At 62.1% G+C, this 18,673-nt stretch carries 16 protein-coding genes; 10 read left to right on the top strand and 6 right to left on the bottom strand.

Annotated features, from left to right (window positions below):
- Window positions 1–95 precede the first annotated feature (95 nt).
- The 5 genes from ATY78_RS17175 to ATY78_RS17155 all read right to left on the bottom strand — a co-directional run bounded on the left by ATY78_RS17175 (window position 96) and on the right by ATY78_RS17155 (window position 7,562).
- On the bottom strand, window positions 96–1,268 hold the full coding sequence (locus tag ATY78_RS17175) for an ABC transporter permease (protein WP_190237480.1): 1,173 nt from the start codon (window positions 1,266–1,268) through the stop codon (window positions 96–98).
- The gene (locus tag ATY78_RS17170; RefSeq protein WP_088683516.1) at window positions 1,268–2,266 is read right to left on the bottom strand and encodes an ABC transporter permease; all 999 of its coding nucleotides are present in this window, start codon (window positions 2,264–2,266) and stop codon (window positions 1,268–1,270) included. Before ATY78_RS17170 ends, ATY78_RS17175 begins: the two co-directional genes overlap by 1 nt.
- Before the next feature lie 3 nt (window positions 2,267–2,269).
- Window positions 2,270–4,177 (bottom strand): ABC transporter substrate-binding protein, encoded by a 1,908-nt coding sequence (locus ATY78_RS17165; RefSeq protein ID WP_088683515.1) that lies wholly within the window; start codon window positions 4,175–4,177, stop codon window positions 2,270–2,272.
- Complete coding sequence (locus ATY78_RS17160; RefSeq protein ID WP_088683514.1) at window positions 4,177–6,066, bottom strand: ABC transporter ATP-binding protein; 1,890 nt, start codon at window positions 6,064–6,066, stop codon at window positions 4,177–4,179. Before ATY78_RS17160 ends, ATY78_RS17165 begins: the two co-directional genes overlap by 1 nt.
- Window positions 6,067–6,218: 152 nt before the next feature.
- Window positions 6,219–7,562, bottom strand: coding sequence for an adenylate/guanylate cyclase domain-containing protein (locus tag ATY78_RS17155; protein WP_088683513.1), 1,344 nt, complete (start codon window positions 7,560–7,562; stop codon window positions 6,219–6,221).
- Window positions 7,563–7,999: 437 nt separating this feature from the next.
- Between ATY78_RS17155 and ATY78_RS17150 the strand changes: the two genes are divergently transcribed.
- Window positions 8,000–9,337: a nucleotide sugar dehydrogenase gene (locus tag ATY78_RS17150; RefSeq protein WP_088683512.1), complete on the top strand. Its 1,338-nt coding sequence runs from the start codon at window positions 8,000–8,002 to the stop codon at window positions 9,335–9,337.
- Here the strand turns inward: ATY78_RS17150 and ATY78_RS17145 are convergent.
- A complete protein-coding gene (locus ATY78_RS17145; RefSeq protein ID WP_088683511.1) occupies window positions 9,327–10,502 on the bottom strand; it encodes a DUF3095 domain-containing protein in 1,176 nt (391 codons plus the stop codon). The genes ATY78_RS17150 and ATY78_RS17145 overlap by 11 nt on opposite strands.
- A 123-nt stretch (window positions 10,503–10,625) precedes the next feature.
- Between ATY78_RS17145 and ATY78_RS17140 the strand changes: the two genes are divergently transcribed.
- From ATY78_RS17140 to ATY78_RS17100, 9 genes are all read left to right on the top strand, one after another.
- Complete coding sequence (locus ATY78_RS17140; RefSeq protein ID WP_088683510.1) at window positions 10,626–11,105, top strand: class I SAM-dependent methyltransferase; 480 nt, start codon at window positions 10,626–10,628, stop codon at window positions 11,103–11,105.
- 217 nt (window positions 11,106–11,322) lie between these two features.
- Window positions 11,323–11,769, top strand: coding sequence for a DUF805 domain-containing protein (locus ATY78_RS17135; protein WP_088683776.1), 447 nt, complete (start codon window positions 11,323–11,325; stop codon window positions 11,767–11,769).
- A gap of 168 nt (window positions 11,770–11,937) precedes the next feature.
- A complete protein-coding gene (locus ATY78_RS17130; RefSeq protein WP_088683509.1) occupies window positions 11,938–12,381 on the top strand; it encodes a DUF805 domain-containing protein in 444 nt (147 codons plus the stop codon).
- Window positions 12,382–12,384: 3 nt separating this feature from the next.
- Window positions 12,385–13,143: a hypothetical protein gene (locus tag ATY78_RS17125; RefSeq protein WP_088683508.1), complete on the top strand. Its 759-nt coding sequence runs from the start codon at window positions 12,385–12,387 to the stop codon at window positions 13,141–13,143.
- Window positions 13,136–14,410 (top strand): hypothetical protein, encoded by a 1,275-nt coding sequence (locus tag ATY78_RS17120; protein ID WP_088683507.1) that lies wholly within the window; start codon window positions 13,136–13,138, stop codon window positions 14,408–14,410. The genes ATY78_RS17125 and ATY78_RS17120 overlap by 8 nt, the downstream gene beginning before the upstream one ends.
- A complete protein-coding gene (locus tag ATY78_RS17115; protein ID WP_088683506.1) occupies window positions 14,397–15,353 on the top strand; it encodes a MoxR family ATPase in 957 nt (318 codons plus the stop codon). The genes ATY78_RS17120 and ATY78_RS17115 overlap by 14 nt, the downstream gene beginning before the upstream one ends.
- Entirely contained in the window at window positions 15,354–16,673 is a 1,320-nt protein-coding gene (locus tag ATY78_RS17110; RefSeq protein ID WP_088683505.1) for a DUF58 domain-containing protein, read from the top strand.
- Window positions 16,673–17,749, top strand: a complete 1,077-nt coding sequence (locus ATY78_RS17105; RefSeq protein WP_088683504.1) for a stage II sporulation protein M — start codon at window positions 16,673–16,675, stop codon at window positions 17,747–17,749. Before ATY78_RS17110 ends, ATY78_RS17105 begins: the two co-directional genes overlap by 1 nt.
- The gene (locus ATY78_RS17100; protein ID WP_088683503.1) at window positions 17,746–18,645 is read left to right on the top strand and encodes an RDD family protein; all 900 of its coding nucleotides are present in this window, start codon (window positions 17,746–17,748) and stop codon (window positions 18,643–18,645) included. The genes ATY78_RS17105 and ATY78_RS17100 overlap by 4 nt, the downstream gene beginning before the upstream one ends.
- The last annotated feature ends 28 nt before the right edge of the window (window positions 18,646–18,673 follow it).

Genomic DNA, 18,673 nt, shown 5'->3' with positions numbered 1-18,673 from the left:
GGCGTTCCCTCCGGGGTGAACAACATTTTTAGCACCCCCACCGTCCGGAGGCCACGAGGCGGGGGCGGTGCCGGAAGGCGCCGCCGAGCTTGCTGCTATTTGTAGGGATCTGCCGCATCACGCAAGCCGTCTCCCAGAAAGTTGAATGCCAAAATGACAAGAACAACAGGAATGATCGGAAAGAGCAGCCAAGGATAGAAGGCGATGACGCTGACGCTTTTTGCCTCGGTCAGCAGAATACCCCAGCTGGTGATCGGCGGGCGAAGGCCGAGGCCGAGGAAGGAAAGCGCGGTCTCGCCGAGGATCATGCCGGGGATCGAAATCGTCGCAGAGGCAATGAGGTGCGACATGAAGCCCGGCACCAGATGCCGGCCGATGATGCGCGGCGTGCTGGCGCCCATCAGCTGTGCGGCCTGCACGTAATCCTCCTCGCGCAGCGCCAGCAGCTTGGAGCGCACGGCGCGGGCAAGGCCCGTCCAGTCGATGATGCCGAGGATGACCGTTATGCCGAAATAGATGACGATCGGGCTCCACGTCACCGGCATGATGGCGGCCAGCGCCATCCACAGCGGCAGGCTCGGCAGCGACTGCAGCACTTCGATCAGGCGCTGGACGATGAGATCGAAAATGCCGCCCCAGTAGCCGGCGAGGCCGCCGATGACGATGCCGAGCACGAAGCTGATGGCGATGCCGATGAGACCGATCGTCAGCGATATCCGCGCGCCGTAGAGGATGCGCGAGAGGACGTCGCGGCCGAGCCGGTCGGTGCCGAGCAGGAACATCTGGCCGCCGATCGACGGGCAGACCAGATGATAGTTCGAGGCGACGACACCCCAGAACTTGTAGGAATCGCCACGGCAGAAGAACCGGATCGGCTGCACGTCGTTCGGCCTATCGGTATAGACGCGGTGCAGTGTATCGAGGTCGAGCGTCATGGTGCGCCCGTAGACGAAGGGACCGACAAACTCACCCTTGTCGAAGAAGTGGACGCGCTGCGGCGGCGCATGGATGAAATCGACGTTGCGCGTGTGCAGGCCGTAGGGCGCCAGGAACTCGACGATCAGGATCATCAGGTAGGTGACGGCGAGAAAGATGCCGGAGATCAAGGCAAGCCTGTGCTGCTTGAACTTCCACCACATCAGCTGCTTCTGCGAGGCGAGATGGATGCGCGACTGCGCAGCCGTCATCGTCTCGGTCGCGTGCGGATCGAAAGGAGCGGTCGAGACGTAGTGCGGAAGCGGCGCGCCGGGTGCGGGAAGGGGCGACATTATTTGGTGCTCCTGCCTTGCAGACGGATGCGGGGATCGAGGAAGCCGAGCGCGATATCGGAAATCAGCACGCCGATGACGTTCAGGAAGGCAAGGAACATCAGGAAGGAGCCGGCAAGGTACATGTCCTGGCTCTGCAACGCCTTGATCAACATCGGCCCGGTGGTTTCCAGCGACAGCACGATGGCGACGATCTCGGCGCCCGAAATGATCGAGGGCAGGATCGAGCCGATATCGGCGACGAAGAAGTTGAGCGCCATGCGCAGCGGATATTTGACCAGCGCCCGCATCGGATGCAGGCCCTTGGCGCGGGCCGTCGTCACATATTGCTTCTGCATCTCGTCGAGAAGATTGGCGCGGAGCCGCCGGATCATGCCGGCCGTGCCGGCCGTACCGACGATGATGACGGGAATCCAGAGATGGCCGAGGATCGACTTCGCCTTTTCCCAGCTCATCGGCGCATTGAGATATTGCTGGTCCATCAGATGGCCGATCGACAGCCCGAACCAGACATTGGCGAAATACATCAGGATCAGCGCCAGCATGAAGTTCGGGATGGCGATGCCGAGCAGGCCGAGGAAGGTCAGCCCGTAGTCACCCCAGCTGTATTGATGCGTGGCCGAATAGATGCCGATCGGGAAGGCGATCAGCCAGGTGAGCAGGATCGTCGTGAAGGAGACGAGGATCGTCAGCCACAGGCGGTCGCCGACCACGTCGGAGACCGGCAGCTGATATTCGAAGGAGTAGCCGAAGTCGCCGTGCAGCATGCCGCCGACCCAGTAGAAATAGCGCACGATCTCCGGTTTGTCGAAGCCGTATTGCTGGCGCATCTCCTCGATTTCCTGGAGGTTGGCGGTCTCGCCGGAGGCGCGCAGCTCGGCGATCTGGCTCTCGAAGAAGTCGCCCGGCGGCAGCTCGATGATGGTAAAGACCAGCGCCGAAATGACGAAGAGCGTCGGCACCATGGCGGCGATGCGCCAGAGAATGTATCTGAGCACGCCTCAGGCCTCCTTGTACCAGAATGCATCCGGCATGTAGACGCCGAGATAGGAGGTGGGATCGAAGCCGTAGAGCGCTTTCTCCGGCAGGTTCTGCAGCTTGGCGGCGCGAAGGATCGGCTGCAGCGTGCTGTTGATGAGGCCGATCGAGAAGACCTGCTGCGTATAGAGCGACAGCATCTTGTGCCAGATCACCTGGCGTTCCTCGAATTTCGCCGTCGACCCCCATTGTTTGAGAAGATCGACCAGTTCGGCCGCCTCCGGCAGGTCGGGTGCGACGCCTTCCTGGCCGGCGGAGAGGTAATGCATGCCCCAGAGCGGCCATTGCAGCTGATCGTCGAGCGTCGGCGCGAGCCCCGAGGGCGACATGTCGGCCGTCGGCACGCCGTTGTCGAGGCCATACCAGATCGACATCATGATCGAGCCGCTCATGGCGCGGTTGCGGAAGACGTCGCGCTGCGACGTGCGGGTATAGAGCGCAAGGCCGATATTGGCCCAGTGGTCGTGCACCAGTTCGAGCACGTCGGTATCGAGATTACTCTCGCCGGCGGTCTCGACGGTGATCTCGGCGCGACGCCCGTCGGGCAGCAGCCGGATGCCGTCATCGCCGCGCTTGGTCAGGCCGAGTTCGTCGAGCAGGCGATTGGCCTCGTCCGGATCGAACTTCACGAAAGCATCGGCATATTCCTGCTTGAAGAGCGGGCTGTCGGGCAGGACGGTATCGGCGCTCGGCGTGCCCAGGCCATAGAAGGCGACCATGTTGATCTCGTGCCGGTCGATCGCCAGCGACAGGGCCCGGCGCAGGCGCACGTCGCGGAAGAGGCCGCGCCACACCTCGTCGGCGCAGTTGAGGTTCGGCAGCAGCGTGATGCGCGAGCCGCGCGCGACCTTCCAGAGGTTGACCTTCACCGGGAAACGCTTCTCGGCCTCCTTCAGGAAGGTGTAGTCGTTGAAATCGATGCCGGTCGCCTGGAGGTCCGCTTCGCCGGCGCCTGCCTTGGCGGCGATGATCGATGAGGAGGAGACGTTGAGGACGAAACGGTCGAGATAGGGAAGCTGCCTGCCGTTCTCATCGACGCGGTGAAAGAACGCATTGCGCTCGAAGACGAATTGATCGGCCGGCAGCGGTGTCGTGTTGTGCCAGGGATCGAGCGTCGGCAGGTTCGGATTCTCGGGGCGGTAGGAGCGCGCCATCTTGATGTGCAGGTCCTGCCACTTCTTGACGCGGCTGGCCTTCATCATCTGTTCCATCTTCGCCTCGTCGGGCTGGAACTTCTTGTGGAACTGCTTGAGGTAATGTGCCGGCCCGAAGATGACGAGCGGCTGGGGGCCTGCCAGCGTCGGCAGGAACATCGGATTGGGCTTTTCCCAAGTGTAGCGCACGGTCAGCGGATCGAGCATCTCGAAGCGCGGCAGATTGCCGTGCGGGCGCAGCTCCAGCGCGCCGCCGCCGGGCGTCAGCTTGTCATTCAGGATGACGTCTTCCCACCAGTAGCGGAAATCGTCAGCGGTGAAGGGTTCGCCGTCGGACCATTTATGGCCCTCGCGCAGCGTGAAGGTGAAGACCGTGTCGTCCTCGGACTGGAAGGCCGCCAGGATATCAGGCTGGAATTGCAGGTGCTTGTCATAGCCGACCAGGCGGGAATAGCCGTAGATCGTCATGAAGCGGATGTCGCGCTGACTGCCGATGATGGTGCGCACCGTGCCGCCATAGGCGCCTGGGGCGAGCCCCATCTCCTTCAGGTTGACGATGCGCGGGCGAAGCGGAATGCGCTCGGCCATCGACGGCAGGCTGCCGGCGCTAAGCCGCTCCTTCAGGAATTCCGGCTCGGCGATTTGTTGGGCGCGCAGCACCGCGGGCGCGATCGCCGCGCCGACGAGGCCGCCGAGGAATGTGCGACGCGTCACCATCAGCGCAACTCCCTGATATCGGCGCCCTTGCGGGCGCGCACCAGATGGCCGTCGCCGAGGTCGGCATAGGCAAGCTCGGACGCGTCGTCATGCTCGGCGGTGAAGGTTACGCCCCAATTCTGCTTGTCGGCGGCGCCGTTTTCCCGGAGCGCCTTGAAATCGAGCGGCCGGTCGAGATCGGGGAAGGGGACGGCGGCGAGCAGCGATTTCGTATAGGGATGCACCGGATCGCGCAGGATGATTTCGCGCGGCGCGATCTCGACGATGCGGCCCTTGCACATGACAGCGATGCGGTCGGCCATGTAATCGACGACCGCGAGATTGTGCGAGATGAAGAGATAGGTCAGCCCCAGCTCTTTCTGCAGGTCCTTCAACAGGTTGAGGATCTGCGCCTGTACCGAGACGTCGAGGGCCGAGACCGGCTCGTCGAGGATGACGAGCTTGGGGCCAAGCGCCAGAGCGCGAGCGATGCCGATGCGCTGGCGCTGGCCGCCCGAAAAACTGTGCGGGTAACGGCTGAGGTAGCGCTTGTCGAGGCCGATCGCGCCCATCAGCCCCTCGACCTTGCGCTTGCGCTCGGCGCTGTCGCCGCGGTCGTGGATTTCGAGCGGTTCGCTCAGAATGTTGCGCACCGTCATGCGCGGCGAGAGCGAGGAGACCGGGTCCTGGAACACCATCTGGATCTTGGTGCGCAGTTCCTGCAGCTCTGAGCCCTTGACGGAGAGGACGTCGATCACGTCCTTGCCGTCGTTGAACACCACCGCACCATTGTCAGGCGTGACGGCGCGCATCAGGATCTTGCTGAGAGTGGTCTTGCCACAGCCGGATTCGCCCACCAGGCCGAGACATTCGCCCCGGCGGATGTCGAAGCTGACATCGTCGACCGCGTGCACGACGGTGGCTTCCTGCCTGCCGAGCAAACTGCGCTTTCGCGTCCTGTAGGTCTTGGAGAGATTGGCGACCGAAAGCAGCACGCCAGGCGTCTCCGCCTGCAGCGGCTTCTTCTTGCCCACGAGCGTTTCGAGATTGACCGGCACGTCGCGCAGCGCTTTCAGCCGCTCGCCGGGCTTCATGTCGAAATGCGGAACGGCGGCCATCAGCGCCTTGAGATAGGGGTGCTGCGGATTGCGGAAGATGGCCTCGACCGGCCCGGCCTCCATGATCTCGCCGTGATAGATGACGACCACCTCGTCGGCCATGTTGGCGACGATGCCGAGATCGTGGGTGATGAGCAGCATCGCCATGCCGAGCTTGGCCTGCAGGTCGCGCAGCAGTTCGAGGATCTGCGCCTGGATCGTCACGTCGAGCGCCGTCGTCGGCTCGTCGGCGATCAGCAGCGCCGGCTTGCAGATCAGCGCCATGGCGATCATCGCGCGCTGGCGCATGCCGCCCGACAGCTCGAACGGATACATGTCGTAGGTGCGGTGCGGATTGGAGAAGCCGACGAGGCCGAGCATCTCCTCGGTCCTGGCGCGTGCCTCCTGCTTGTCGACGTCGGTATGAATCAGCAGCACTTCGCTGATCTGGTTGCCGACCGTATGCAGCGGCGAGAGCGAGGTCATCGGCTCCTGGAAGATCGTCGCCATGCGCTTGCCGCGCAGATCGCGCATCTCCTCGCTGTCGCGCGGCAGCGACAGGATATCGGTCGTGCTGCCGTCGAGCGGATCGGTGAAGAGGATACGGCCGGAAGCCTTGGCCGGATTGGGCAGGATGCCCATGACGGACTGGCTGATCACGGATTTGCCGGAGCCGGATTCACCGACGAGAGCGGTGACCTTGCCCGGAAGGATGCGGAGATTGGCTTCCTTTACGACACGCAGCCGGTCGCCGAAAACCGAGAAGGAGACGTCGAGGTTCTCAATACGCAACAGATCGGCAGCAGACGCCATACCAATGAAATTCCCCAGTCTTCTATGTTCCCGTTAAGGCACACTATCGTACCGCAAACGGGGTGTCTAGCTGATGACAATTGCAGGGGAAATCGCCGCGTCCCGCCGAAGCTACCGGGCGGAGCGCGCTCATTTTACAGGGGTTGCAGCTCTTACTGGATGAACTTCTCCATGGTTGTGCGATTGACCTGTTTCTTGGCGTCGCGATGCAGGAGGATGACTTGCTCCGCTTCGGAAAGCCCGTTCTGCACGGCCTCGCGGAAGCCCTCGCCGGCGTCGATCTCGGGGGCCGGCGCACGCGGCTGCAGCACCGTCACCTTCTGGCGGATGCCGCGCAGCTTTTCCTCTCCGAGCGTCGTCCACTCGCCGCCGCAGTAACCGGCGAAGGCTTGGCTGGCGACGACCTCGCGGCCGTATTTCTTGGTAAGGATCTGCAGACGCTGGACCTCGTTGACCGCCGAGCCGAAGGCGGAGAAAGTCAGGCGGTCCTTGAGGCCGACATTGCCGAACATGACGTTGCCGACATGCAGGCCGATGCCGTAGCCGACCCTGGAAAGACCTTTCTGCTCGCGGTCCCTGTTGAGTTCGGCGACCCGCGCCTGCGCCTGATGGACGGCCGAAAGAGCGGCCTCGCAGGCGATTTTCGACGGGTCCTTGTGGCGGCCGCAGGGATAGACGGCGAGAAAACCGTCGCCGAGGAAGCTCAGGATTTCGCCGCCATTGCGGTTGAAGGGGGCGGCGATCGCGTCGAAGAACTGGTTCAGCGTGTCGATATAGGCCTGCCGGCCTTCCTTTTCGGCATACATCGTGGATTCGCGCATGTCGCCCATGACGAGCGCGGCGCGGATCGTCTCGCCGTCGCCGCGGCGGATCTGGCCGTTCAGCACCCGCTTGCCGGCATCGCCGCCGAGATAGGTGGTCAGCATGTTGTTGGCGAGCTTGCCGAGCACCGCCATCTTGGCGGCGACCGCCAGATGATCCTGCATCCGGAGCAGTGCGTCGATCATGTCGTCGGAAAAGCCGTTGTGGTGATCCGTCGACCAGGAGCCCATCATGCCCTGCACGGAACCGTCGCCGAAAGGCTGCACGAAGGCGAGGTAATCGGTGATGGCGTCCTTGCGCAGGTCCTCGAAGATCGGGAATTCGGCCGGTCCCTCCTGCATCAGCCGGCGCCGGATGTGCTGCAGGTTGTTGTCGAGCAGATAGTAGTAGGGGCTCTGCAGGAAGCGATCCGGCTTCTGCCCTGCGGGCATGCGGAAGCCCTCGATAGTGACGCCGCTGGCGCGCCGCCAGGTGAAGCTCAGTGCATCGTAGAGCGGATGCAGCATCGAAAAACTGAGATGCACGCGCGCTATCGGCAGGCCCGCGGCCGCAATCCTCTCGCAGAAGCCGCGCACGATGTTTTCAAGATCGTCTCCAGCCAGCGAAGAGTTCGTCAGCCATTCAGCGACCCGGTCCAACAGGATGGAGGACACGCTGGATTCGGTCGTGCTCATTCTCGGTATGATCCTCATAAGGCACGCCATCCCCAAGAACAGAAACCCCCTTGGCCGGCACATTTTCATGCGCAGGACATAAGGAAATCAGGATGTACGAGCGGTATTATTGTGTCAACGATCTGCCGGGAGCCCGGCAGCAACGCCCCTCAGCTCCCCGGTCGGAGATCGGACGGGCAGTCCTTTCATGGCGGTTTATTATCAAAAGACAAAATAGGGATGCTGCAAATGCGAAACAATGGGAGCCGGATTTTTTTGTGCGCTCAAGTTGTAGCAAGGCGGCCACCGGGGTTTTTCGGTCACACCTTGGATAGGGGGAGCCACCGGCGCGGAAGGACAGCGCGCTGGAGAAAGAGGAAGATCCACGCGCGGGTTTAATTTGCAGCGATCATGCATTAGATCAGCTTCCTGAGCTTCCCCATCTGAAAGATCCCGCCTTGGCCTCCTCCACCTTCGATACGCTTTTGCAGAAGATCGAAACCCGCGCGGCGCGTGCCGGCATCATCGGGCTCGGCTATGTCGGCCTGCCGCTGGCGATCGCGGTGGCGCGCAGCGGTTTTGCGGTCACCGGCTTCGACATCGATCCCGGCAAGATGGTGGCGCTCGAGGCCCGCCGCTCCTATATCGACGCCGTCAGCCACGAAGCGCTTGCCGCCGAGATCGAGGCGGGGCGGTTCCAGGCGACGACGGATTTCGCCGGCCTCGCCGCATGCGACGTCATCATCATCTGCGTGCCGACGCCGCTCACCAAGCACCGCGATCCCGACCTTTCCTTCGTCGAGGCGACGTCACGCTCGATCGCTCGGCATCTGCGCCCCGGCCAGCTCGTCGCGCTGGAATCGACCACCTATCCCGGCACGACCGACGATATCGTCAAGGTCATTCTCGAAGGCACAGGACTGAAATCCGGCTCGGATTTCTTTGTCGGTTTCTCGCCGGAGCGCGAAGATCCCGGCAATCAGCATTATCACACCGCCACCATCCCCAAGGTCGTTGCCGGCGACGGCGCCGAGGCGCTGGCGCTGATGAAGGCCTTCTATGGCGCGGCGGTCTCGGCCGTCGTCCCGGTCTCCTCGAATGCGACCGCCGAGGCGGTGAAGCTTACCGAAAACATTTTCCGCTCGGTCAACATCGCGCTCGTCAACGAGTTGAAGACCGTCTATGCGGCGATGGGCATCGATGTCTGGGAAGTGATCGATGCGGCCAAGACCAAGCCCTTCGGCTACATGCCCTTCTATCCCGGCCCCGGCCTCGGCGGCCATTGCATCCCGATCGATCCCTTCTACCTCACCTGGAAATCGCGCGAATACGAGCTCCCGACCCGCTTCATCGAGCTCGCCGGCGAGATCAATTCTGCGATGCCGCGCTATGTCGTCGGCAAGCTCGCAGAGGCGCTGGATATCCGCGCCGGCAAGGCGCTGAGCCGGAGCCGGGTGCTGGTGCTCGGCCTCGCCTACAAGAAGAACGTCGCCGATATAAGAGAGAGCCCGTCGCTGCGGCTGATCGAGATCATCGAGGAACGCGGTGGCCGGGCTGACTATCACGACCCCTTCGTCGCCGAGATCCCGCCGACGCGCGAATACCAGGCGCTGAAGGGCCGTAAGTCGGTGGCGCTGACGCAGGAAGCCATAGCCGGCTACGATGCGGTGCTGGTCGCGACCGATCACGACAAGGTGGATTACGCGGGCCTGTCGAAAAGCGCTTCGCTGATCGTCGATACGCGCAACGTCTTCGACCGGCTCGGCCTTTCGGCCGGTCACGTCATCAAGGCGTGACGGAAACGGCGGAAAGCGATTTGCCGGTCATCCGGCTTGCCGCCACCGCATAGCCGCCTGATGCACCGTCGATGAAATGCATGTGGTCTCGCGAAATCGGCGTCGGGACGAAACAGGTCATCAGCGCCGAGGCCTGCCGATGCAGACCGTAGCGGGCGATGCCTTTCGCGCGCGCCTCTTCCAGCAGCGTCTCGATCCGTTTCAGATGTTCGGCATCGACGTCTACCGTCATCTTCAGCCCGTCATCGAATTTGCGGAAATCGGAATTGCCGGCCACGTCGCGCTTGTAGCGGCGGGCGTCGAAACGGCCGAGCGGAATGCCGAGCTTGAAGCACAGGACGGTGATGGCAAGCTGCAGCAAGATGATGACCTTCTGCCGCAACCGCCGGCCGGCCGGCGCGGTGGCCTTGGCCTCGCGGTTGATGCCGTGCAGCGAGAAGGCAAGGTCCGGGCCATCGGCCGGCACCGGATGGCTGTCGCGGTTCTGCTCGGTGGTGATGGCGACGATGCCGTTGACGAGGTCGCGGAATTCCTGGCCCGGGCGGCCTTCGCCGGGCACGGCGATGATCGAGACGATCTCGCCGTTGCGTGCCTCGATCGGGCTCCAGCGGCAGGAAAGCCCGGTGAGATCGGGACGTGTTCCGGGGGCGGCACGGTCAACGCCGTATTGGCCGAGCTTCATCTGCCTTTCGGCCCAGCTCGTGCCGCCGCCCCAGAACATTGCGTATGTGACGTGGGGGCTTGCCGAATAACGCGCGACGCGGACGTCGAGGCCGTGAGCACGGATATCGGCGACCGGAACGATGGCGATGCGCAGCATCAGGCCGAGATCCTCCTCGACCCAGACCTGCACGGCGGCGAGTGCGGCGCGCGCGGTCTTATCAAGCGAACCAGGAAGCGCGATCAGCGCGCCGTCGCCGCCGAAGACGAAGGGATAGTCGCCCTTGCCGACGGAATTCAGGACCGCGGAAATGACGCTGGCGCCTGCCATGTTGACGTCCTTGTAGCGGCCGCCGGCGATCGCTTGTGTCGAGCCGACGATATCGGCGAGCGCCAGCACCCATCCGTCCGGCAGCGGCCGATAGTTGGCGGCATCGGTCACGCCTTCGAATGCGCTGAAGAGCGGAACGGCGGCAAAGAAATCTTCGTCGGTCACGGTTGTCATGTCACCCAGCTTAGCACAGACACAGGTTGCCACTGCAATGCCAATTCCCATTTACGGCAATCGACTTGGCAAGGTTTCAGTGTTAGCACGCGCTCAACGATTTTCATGACGGATACGCAATAGATGAGCCGCCTCGACAGCTTCATTCGCCGGTTGACGGCTCAACGCGACATTCTGAACTCCATTATCGAGCTGGTCGAAGAAATTGAAGGCCCGGTGCTGGAGTTCGGCCTCGGCAACGGCCGCACCTTCGACCACCTGCGCGAGAAGTTTCCGGGCCGGCGTATCGTCGCCTTCGACTGGGAAGTCCGCTCTTATTCTGCCTCGACACCGGAGGCGCAGGACATGGTGACCGGCAACATCCGCGAATCCGGCCAGGCCTTTCTCGGCATCGGCGCAGCACTCGCCCATGCAGATATCGGCACCGGCCATGACGAAATCGACGCCGTGACGCTGACCTGGCTGCCGCAGCTGATGGCCGGCGTGCTCGCCCCGAACGGCATCGCCGTCAGCGGCCTGCCGCTGGAGCATGCCGAACTGATGGCGCTGTCGCTGCCTGAGGGGATCAAGGAAGGGCGGTATTTCCTTTATCGGAGGAAATGAGCGCCAACTCCCCCATCGGAGGCTTTCCGCCACTTACGGACACCGAGTAGGATCTGGTTCCCAGAGTGTGCGGTCCTTTGTCTTCGAACTGCCGAAACGGTGGCTTATTGCAATTTTTGCGTTTAAATTGTAGCTGGTTTTCATCCGAGATGCCTATCTCGGCAAGGCGATGTTGGGTTGTCGCCACGCTTGCAACAAGCAGACATGGGGCATTGAAATGGGGTTTACTGAAGCTGTTCGAACAGTGCTGACGCAGAAATATGCAACCTTCTCCGGCAGGGCCTCTCGGTCGGAATATTGGTGGTTTCAGCTGTTCTATTTATTGTTGGCTATCGCGATAGTAGTTTTGGCCTTCACGGCAGGCGCCTTTTCCGGTCAACAGGGCGGGACTTCGTCGCTGGTCGTCGTCCTTATGATCATCGGCGGATTGTTGGCGCTTGCTCTTGTCTTGCCGATCATATCCCTCCAAGTCCGTCGCTTTCATGATCGCAACATTTCCGGTTGGTGGTATCTCGCGCTGATCGTCTTGGGCATGGTTCCCTATGTCGGTTCCGTCACGGGTCTCGTGATCACCGTTCTTTCGGTCATGAAGGGCACTGAAGGTCCGAACAAGTTTGGGCCGGATCCGTTGCGTCCAGACGCGAGAGCAGAGGTGTTTGCCTAGAGCATGGCCATCCGCGATATTGCCGCTACCATGCGAGCCCGTTTGGATAACCGACTTATTGCAATTTCCGCGTTTGAATTGTAGCTGTCATCAGCCGGAATGACTATCGTGGCAAGAAGATGCAAGGTCTGTCGCCGCGCCTGCAGCTAGCAGAGATGGGGGTATGGAATGGGATTTACTGAAGCTGTTCGAACCGTTTTCAAACAGAAATACGCAACCTTCTCTGGTCGGGCTTCCCGATCGGAATATTGGTGGTCTTATCTGGCCTATTGTTTGGTGATGATCATATTTGTATTGCTATTCGGCGGGATCGTCGTGGCTGCTGGTGAGGCAGGAGCTTCGTCATCACTGATTGCAATGGTGATCATCGGCGGCTTGCTTATGCTCGCAGCTTTCTTGCCGGCAATAGCGGTTCAGGTTCGGCGCTTCCATGATCGCAACATTTCCGGTTGGTGGTATCTCGCGCTGTTTATCGGCGGCTTCGTTCCCTACGTCGGTGTCATCGCGGGCATCGCGATCTTTGTGATCAGCGTGCTTCGAGGCACGGAAGGTCCGAACAAGTTCGGGCCTGATCCGCTCCGTCCGGAAGCAAGAGCAGAGGTCTTTGCCTAGAGCATGATCATCCGCAACGTCGGCCTGCTGGTGGCGCTGTTCCTGGCCGCATCGGCGCAATTTTCGCCTGCGCAGGCGCAGGTCAGCAGTCAGCAGGTCGAGGGTGGCGCTCGTCAAAGGAGCGCCGCCGGAGCCGAATATGCAGCGCAGTGCCTGCAGAATGGCCTGCGCTGCGGGCTCGTCTATGGCGATGCCTCTGAAAAGGCCGAGCCGGCATCGAAGACGACGTCTTCTTCACCTCCTCGACGCAGGCCGTTGACGATCCCGCGAGAGCCGGTCATCAGCGGTCCCGTGGCCGTTGTGATCGTGTTCGTCGGCCTCGTCCTACTCGTCGCATTGTGGTTGCGTTTCGGAAATGGCGGCGTGCTGCTGTCATCGGCCCCGCGCGACATCAAGCGGCGGCAGGGGGAGGCGCCGGAAAGCTGGCGCACCTCGGCAGCCGAGATCGAGGAAGGGTCGAACGACTTCCTCGATCGCATCGCCGCCATGGCGGATCGAAAGCAGGCGCTCGTTTTGCTGCTCAGGCATTGCCTGCTTCACGCAGCCGATATCACGGGAACGCGCCTTTTCCGCTCGGATACGGAACGGGCCGTTTTCGCCCGCCTGCCGGCAAACATGCCAGACCGCGATCGCCTCGAAAACATGCTGACCGCGGTGGAACTCGTGCACTACGGCGGCCGCACGTTCGCGGAAAACCATTTCGGCGTCCTTCTTTCGACCGCACGCGGCTTGCTGTCGACAGGCAGGCTGGCCAATGCGTAACTCCACCCCTCTTCTGTTTCTGGGGCTGTTGCTGGCGCTGGCGGCGCTGGCAATCTTTGCGCTCTCCAGGGGGAGCGATTACGACCGCTCTCCTCTCGGCAACAAGGGATTGGAATTGTGGCTGCAAGCCAAGGGCGTCCCTGTCCTCCGATCCGACCCTCATGTCAGCCAGGCGCGTTCCGAAGTCTCCTTGCGCATCTTTCCCTTGTCGATACGCCAAGGCAAACCTGCCGCACCGCAGACGGACGAGGAACTGGGTGAGGTAGGCCCGGAAAGCGCGGTCCAGGAATCGAGCGATTACGCCCTGCCGACACTGATCATCTTGCCGAAATGGCGTGGCAATGTGTCGACGAATGGTATCGCCAGCGCGGCGGGACTGATCGATCTCACCGAGATCGGCGGCGAACTCGAAAAGATCGGCTATTCAGATCTGGATCTCACGCGCAGCGAGACCGGATTTGAAGAGGCGCATCCGGCCCTGAAGCCGGGCCAGCCCATCGAGATCGCCTTGTACTATGCACAAACTTTCGACCGGGCGAGCCTGCCTTCCTCCTGCAGGGAGCTCGCCGGCACGCAGACGGGTGCGCTGCTCGTCCATTGCGACGACTACAATCAAGCCTATCTGCTGTCGGACCCCGACCTCTTCAACAATCACGGCCTGGCCCTGGCCGACAACGCCTCCTTTGCCGTGTCGCTCGTCACGCTGTTGCGCGGAACGGCCGAAACACGGCCGGTCTATCTGGATACGGCTGGCCAGCCGCTGGATGACGAGGAGCGGATCGACGAGGGCCGCACTTACGAGCGCTCGGCCTCCGATTTGACGCGATTTTTCGCTTATCCCCTGTCGCTCATCTGGGGAACATTGCTGGCCGTGGCGGCGATCTGCTTCTGGCGCGGCGCCTATCGTTTCGGGCCTGCTTTGCCCGAGGCATCCGCAAACACCGAAATGTCGAAGACAACGGCCATCGAAGCCACAGCGCGTCTGCTGCGCCTGTCGGGCAATGACGGCCGCATGACGGAACAGTTCGTTCTTCATCTGCTTGCGGACAAGGCGCAATTGGTCTTCGGCCCCGGAGCCGGAAATCAGGCGGGCATCGATCGGCTGTTCCAGCGCCTGGCACGCCGCGATCAGGCGACGGCGCGGGCATTGCATGTGTCGGCGCAGGCGCTGATCGAACGTGGACATCTGATGACGCGGGCAAACCTGTACCGCAATCTCGAGACATTCAGAAAATCGCTGGGGAGCATAGACCTTGGATCTAGGTGAATTTCGCAATCTTATCGCCGCGGTTCGCGGTGAAATCGGCAAGGCGGTACAGGGGCAGGATGCGATCATCGACCTCGTGCTGATCTCGATCTTCGCCGGCGGGCACTGCCTCGTCGAAGGTCCTCCCGGCACGGCCAAGACTTTGCTCGCCCGCTCCGTCTCCGCGGCGATGGCGCTGCAATATCGGCGCATCCAGTTCACGCCCGACCTGATGCCCGGCGATGTTCTCGGCGTCAATCTCTTCAATTTCCAGACCAATCAGTTCCACCTGACCAAGGGGCCTGTTTTCACCGACATTCTCCTCGCCGACGAAATCAATCGCGCCCCGCCGAAGACGCAATCGGCTCTTCTCCAGGCGATGAACGAGCGGATGGTCACGATCGACGGGACCGATTATTCGCTCGGGCCGGATTTCTTCGTGCTCGCCACGCAGAACCCGATCGAGCAGCAGGGCACTTACCCTCTGCCCGAGGCGCAGCTCGACCGCTTTCTCTTCAAGCTCATCGTCGATTTTCCCGACCGGGACACGGAAATTGCGATCCTCTCCAGACACGCGGATCAGGCGCTGAAATCGGATGTGCGCAATGCCGGCATCCGCCCGCTCGTCACCAGCGCAGCACTTGCCGCCGGGCGAGCGCTGATCGATTCGATCCATCTCGACAAGACGATCCTGACCTATGTCGTCGATCTCGTGCGCGCGACGCGCTCCGATCCCGATATTCTCTACGGCGCATCCACCCGCGCGGCGGATGCTCTTGCCGCGGCAGTGCGCGTGCGCGCGGCGTTCGAGGGCCGGGATTACGGCTTGCCTGATGATGTGCAGGCTCTGCTGGTGCCGGCACTGCGCCATCGCATCGTGCTTTCGCCTTCGGCGGAAATCGATGGCCGCACGCCCGACGAGGTGCTCCGCAACATCAAGAACCGCGTGGATGCGCCCCGTTAAATGCGGCCATCCTCATATCTGATCGCGTTCGTCCTGATTTTTGCTGCGGTGACGGTCTTCGCCAGCGTGTGGTGGCGCGACATGACCTATCTGCTGCTTCTCATGTGGCTTGCCCTTGCAGCCGTGACGGTCGCCGATCTGGTTATTTCGAACCTGTCCGGCCGGATGACGGTCGATACCGATCTGCCGCCGCAGGGCTTTGTCGGCCACACCACGACCTTCGCCGTCAGTATGCGGCCGCAGAAGAAAGCGCTGCCCGGGAATATCGAAATCCGGCTCGATCTCGCGCCCGAACTCGTCCTCGGCGAAATCAGATGGCTGTACCCGGCGGCGGATGCCGGAGAAAAACTGGTCAAAGCCTCTCTCGATCTTCACCTGAAGCGGCGGGGGCAGTTTGCGGTCAACGAGCTGTGGCTGAAATGGCCATCGCGGTTGAAGCTGCTCGAGTTGATCGCCCGCATGCCGGTCGGCAAGGAAATCGCCGTTCAGCCAGACATATCGCCCGTGCTGTCCGGAGCGATCAAGACCCAGATCCTGCCGCTGGAGGCCGGCCAGAAGGATTTGCGCTTGCGGGGCGAGGGATCGGAGTTCCATCAGCTGCGGGAGTTTGCCAGTGGCATGGACCCGCGCAGCATCGACTGGAAGCGGTCGGCGCGCATGCGCAGCCTCGTCGTGCGCGAAATGAGGGCGGAACGAAACCACCAGATCATCCTATGCGTCGATTCCGGGCGGCTGATGGCCGAGCAGCTTGCCGGCTTTACGAAACTCGATCGCGCCATCAACGCAGCGCTCGCCATGTGCTGGGGTGCGGGCCTCGCCGGCGATCTCGTCGGCTTCTACAGCTTCGACAGCCGCCCCCGCCTTTTCGTGCCGGCTCTGCCTGGACGCGCAGCCTTTCCGCGGCTGCAGACGGTGTGTGCCGGGCTGCGTTACGAAACGCAGGAGACAAACCACACGCTGGGACTGACGCATCTGTCCGGACGCCTGAAGCGACGTTCGCTGATTGTGATATTCTCCGATTTCGTCGATACCATCACGGCGGAACTGATGATCGAGAACATACAGGTGCTGGCCCGGCATCATTTCGTGGTCTATGTCGCCCTGCGCGACCCGATGCTGGCAAAGCTCATCGAACCCGAGGAAACGACGCTCGATGCCGTCGCCCGCTCCGTCGCGGCGCGCCAGGTCCTGCAGGAGAGGCGCGCCGTCATGGAAAAGCTGGCGCGCATGGGCGTGCTTTGCCTCGACAGCACGCCCGAAGCGCTGACGTCGGATCTCATTGCGCGCTACATCGAAATCAAATCCCGTGAGATGATATGATGGATATCGGTATCGACGGCAGGGTGGATACGGGCGCAGCGGCGAATGTCGGCGCCGTCCAGAACGATACGCTCCGCTCGGCCCGCTTTCGGCTGGAGCGCGAGGCGCACTGGCGTCAACTGGACGAACTCGTGACGCGCGCCGAAAAAGGCGGCACGGCCGCGCTCGGCTATGACGAGGTCCGCAATCTCGCGGCCGGATACAGGCAGGCGATGAACTCGCTGAGCGTGGCGCGCGATATTTCCCTCGACCGCGCCCTGATCGCCTATCTGGAAAGCCTCTGCGCCCGGGCCTATCTCGTCGTCTATGCCCCGCAGGAGAGCCTTGGCGGCCTGACCGCCCGCTTGTTGTTGCAGGGTATCCCGCAGGCAGTGCGTCGTTCGGCCCTGCCTTTGTTCATCGGCTTCCTGGCGCTCATTCTCGGGGCGGCCGCCGGTTACAAGCTCTGCCAAAACGACCCGAGCTGGTTCTATACGTTCGTGCCCCCGGAGCTCGCCGATCAGCGCACGCCCGATGCATCGGCCGATTATCTGCGCTCCACGATCTATGGCGATGAAGGGCATGACAGCGACAGGTTGGCCGCATTTTCCGCATTTCTGTTTTCCCACAACACGACCATCGTCATCCTGATCTTCACGCTCGGTATTTTCGTGTCGGTGCCGAGTTTCATTCTGACCTTTTACAACGGCCTGATCCTCGGTGCGTTTTTCGCGATGTTTGCTCGAAGGGGCCTTGGCTACGACGTCTTCGCCTGGCTCTCGATCCATGGCGTGACCGAGCTTGCGGCCATCGCCATTGCCTGCGCTGGCGGCGCAAGGCTTGGGCTGGCCGTTCTGCTTCCGGGTGCGCGAACACGCAAGGAGGCCTTGCGCCACCAGGCGCATGATGCCGTCAAGCTCGCCATCCTGGCGGCGCTGATGCTCATCATCGCAGCCGTCATCGAAGGGTTCTTGCGGCAGCTGATACAAGATCCCTTCTGGCGCATCGTCATCGGCTGGGGCATGGGTGTCTTCTGGATGAGCTGGCTGCTGCTCGCAGGTCGAGGCAGCAAGACATCGCGCGAGGCCGCGCGATGAACCAGACTGATAAGGACGGCAGGCGCATCGAGCAGTTCATCCCGCCGGAAGGCGTGCCGATCAATTTTGCCATTGCCTCGCTCGGAACGCGTTTCGGCGCGCAGATCCTCGACATGATCTTCACGGTCCTCGTCGTCGCCATCGTTGCCTTTGTGGTCCTGTACACCGGCATGCTGCCCGCAAGCGCGGAGACGATGCTGACGGTGCTGCTGGGCTATCTGGTGGGTGTCCCTTATTACGTCCTCTCGGAACTCATCTGGAACGGACGCACGCTCGGGAAAAGGATAACCGGCATCCGCGTCATCAACATGGACGGACGGCGGCTCACGCCGCATCAGGTGACCGCGCGCAACCTCATGAAGGAGGTGGAGATCTTTGCTCCCCTCGGCCTCTTGGCTTCGGTCGGCACTCAGTCGGCCTGGGAAAACGTTTTGACGGGTCTCTGGCTGCTGGTGGTGATCGTCGTCCCCTTTACCAACCGGCGCCGGCAAAGGCTCGGCGACATCATCGCCGGCACGCTGGTGGTCGACAATCCGCGCTCGGCGCTCCTCTCCGACCTCGCTTTGTCCGCCCCTGCCGCCGCATCATCGCAATCGGCCTTCGAGTTCCTGCCTGACCATCTCGATATCTACGGAAAGTACGAGCTGCAAACGCTGGAGGATGTGCTTCGCGACACGACGAAGAAGTCCAATCACGAAGAGATCGTCAAGATCGTGCGCACGATCACGAGGAGGATTCGCTACGAGGAGCCTGTGAAGCGCGGCCAGGAGCTGTTGTTCCTGAATGAGTTCTACCGCGCCCAGCGCGAGCATCTGGAAAGCCTGAAGCTGTTCGGGACGCTGCGCGAGAATAAATATCACGAGCATACGAAAACAGAGGCGAAGAAGCTGGTTTGAGCGGGGGAGTGGCCTTGCATCAGGTGAG

Source organism: Rhizobium sp. R635 (genome assembly GCF_002211285.1).
Taxonomy (GTDB): Bacteria; Pseudomonadota; Alphaproteobacteria; order Rhizobiales; family Rhizobiaceae; genus Rhizobium.
This window is presented reverse-complemented; position numbering and strand designations above follow the sequence as displayed.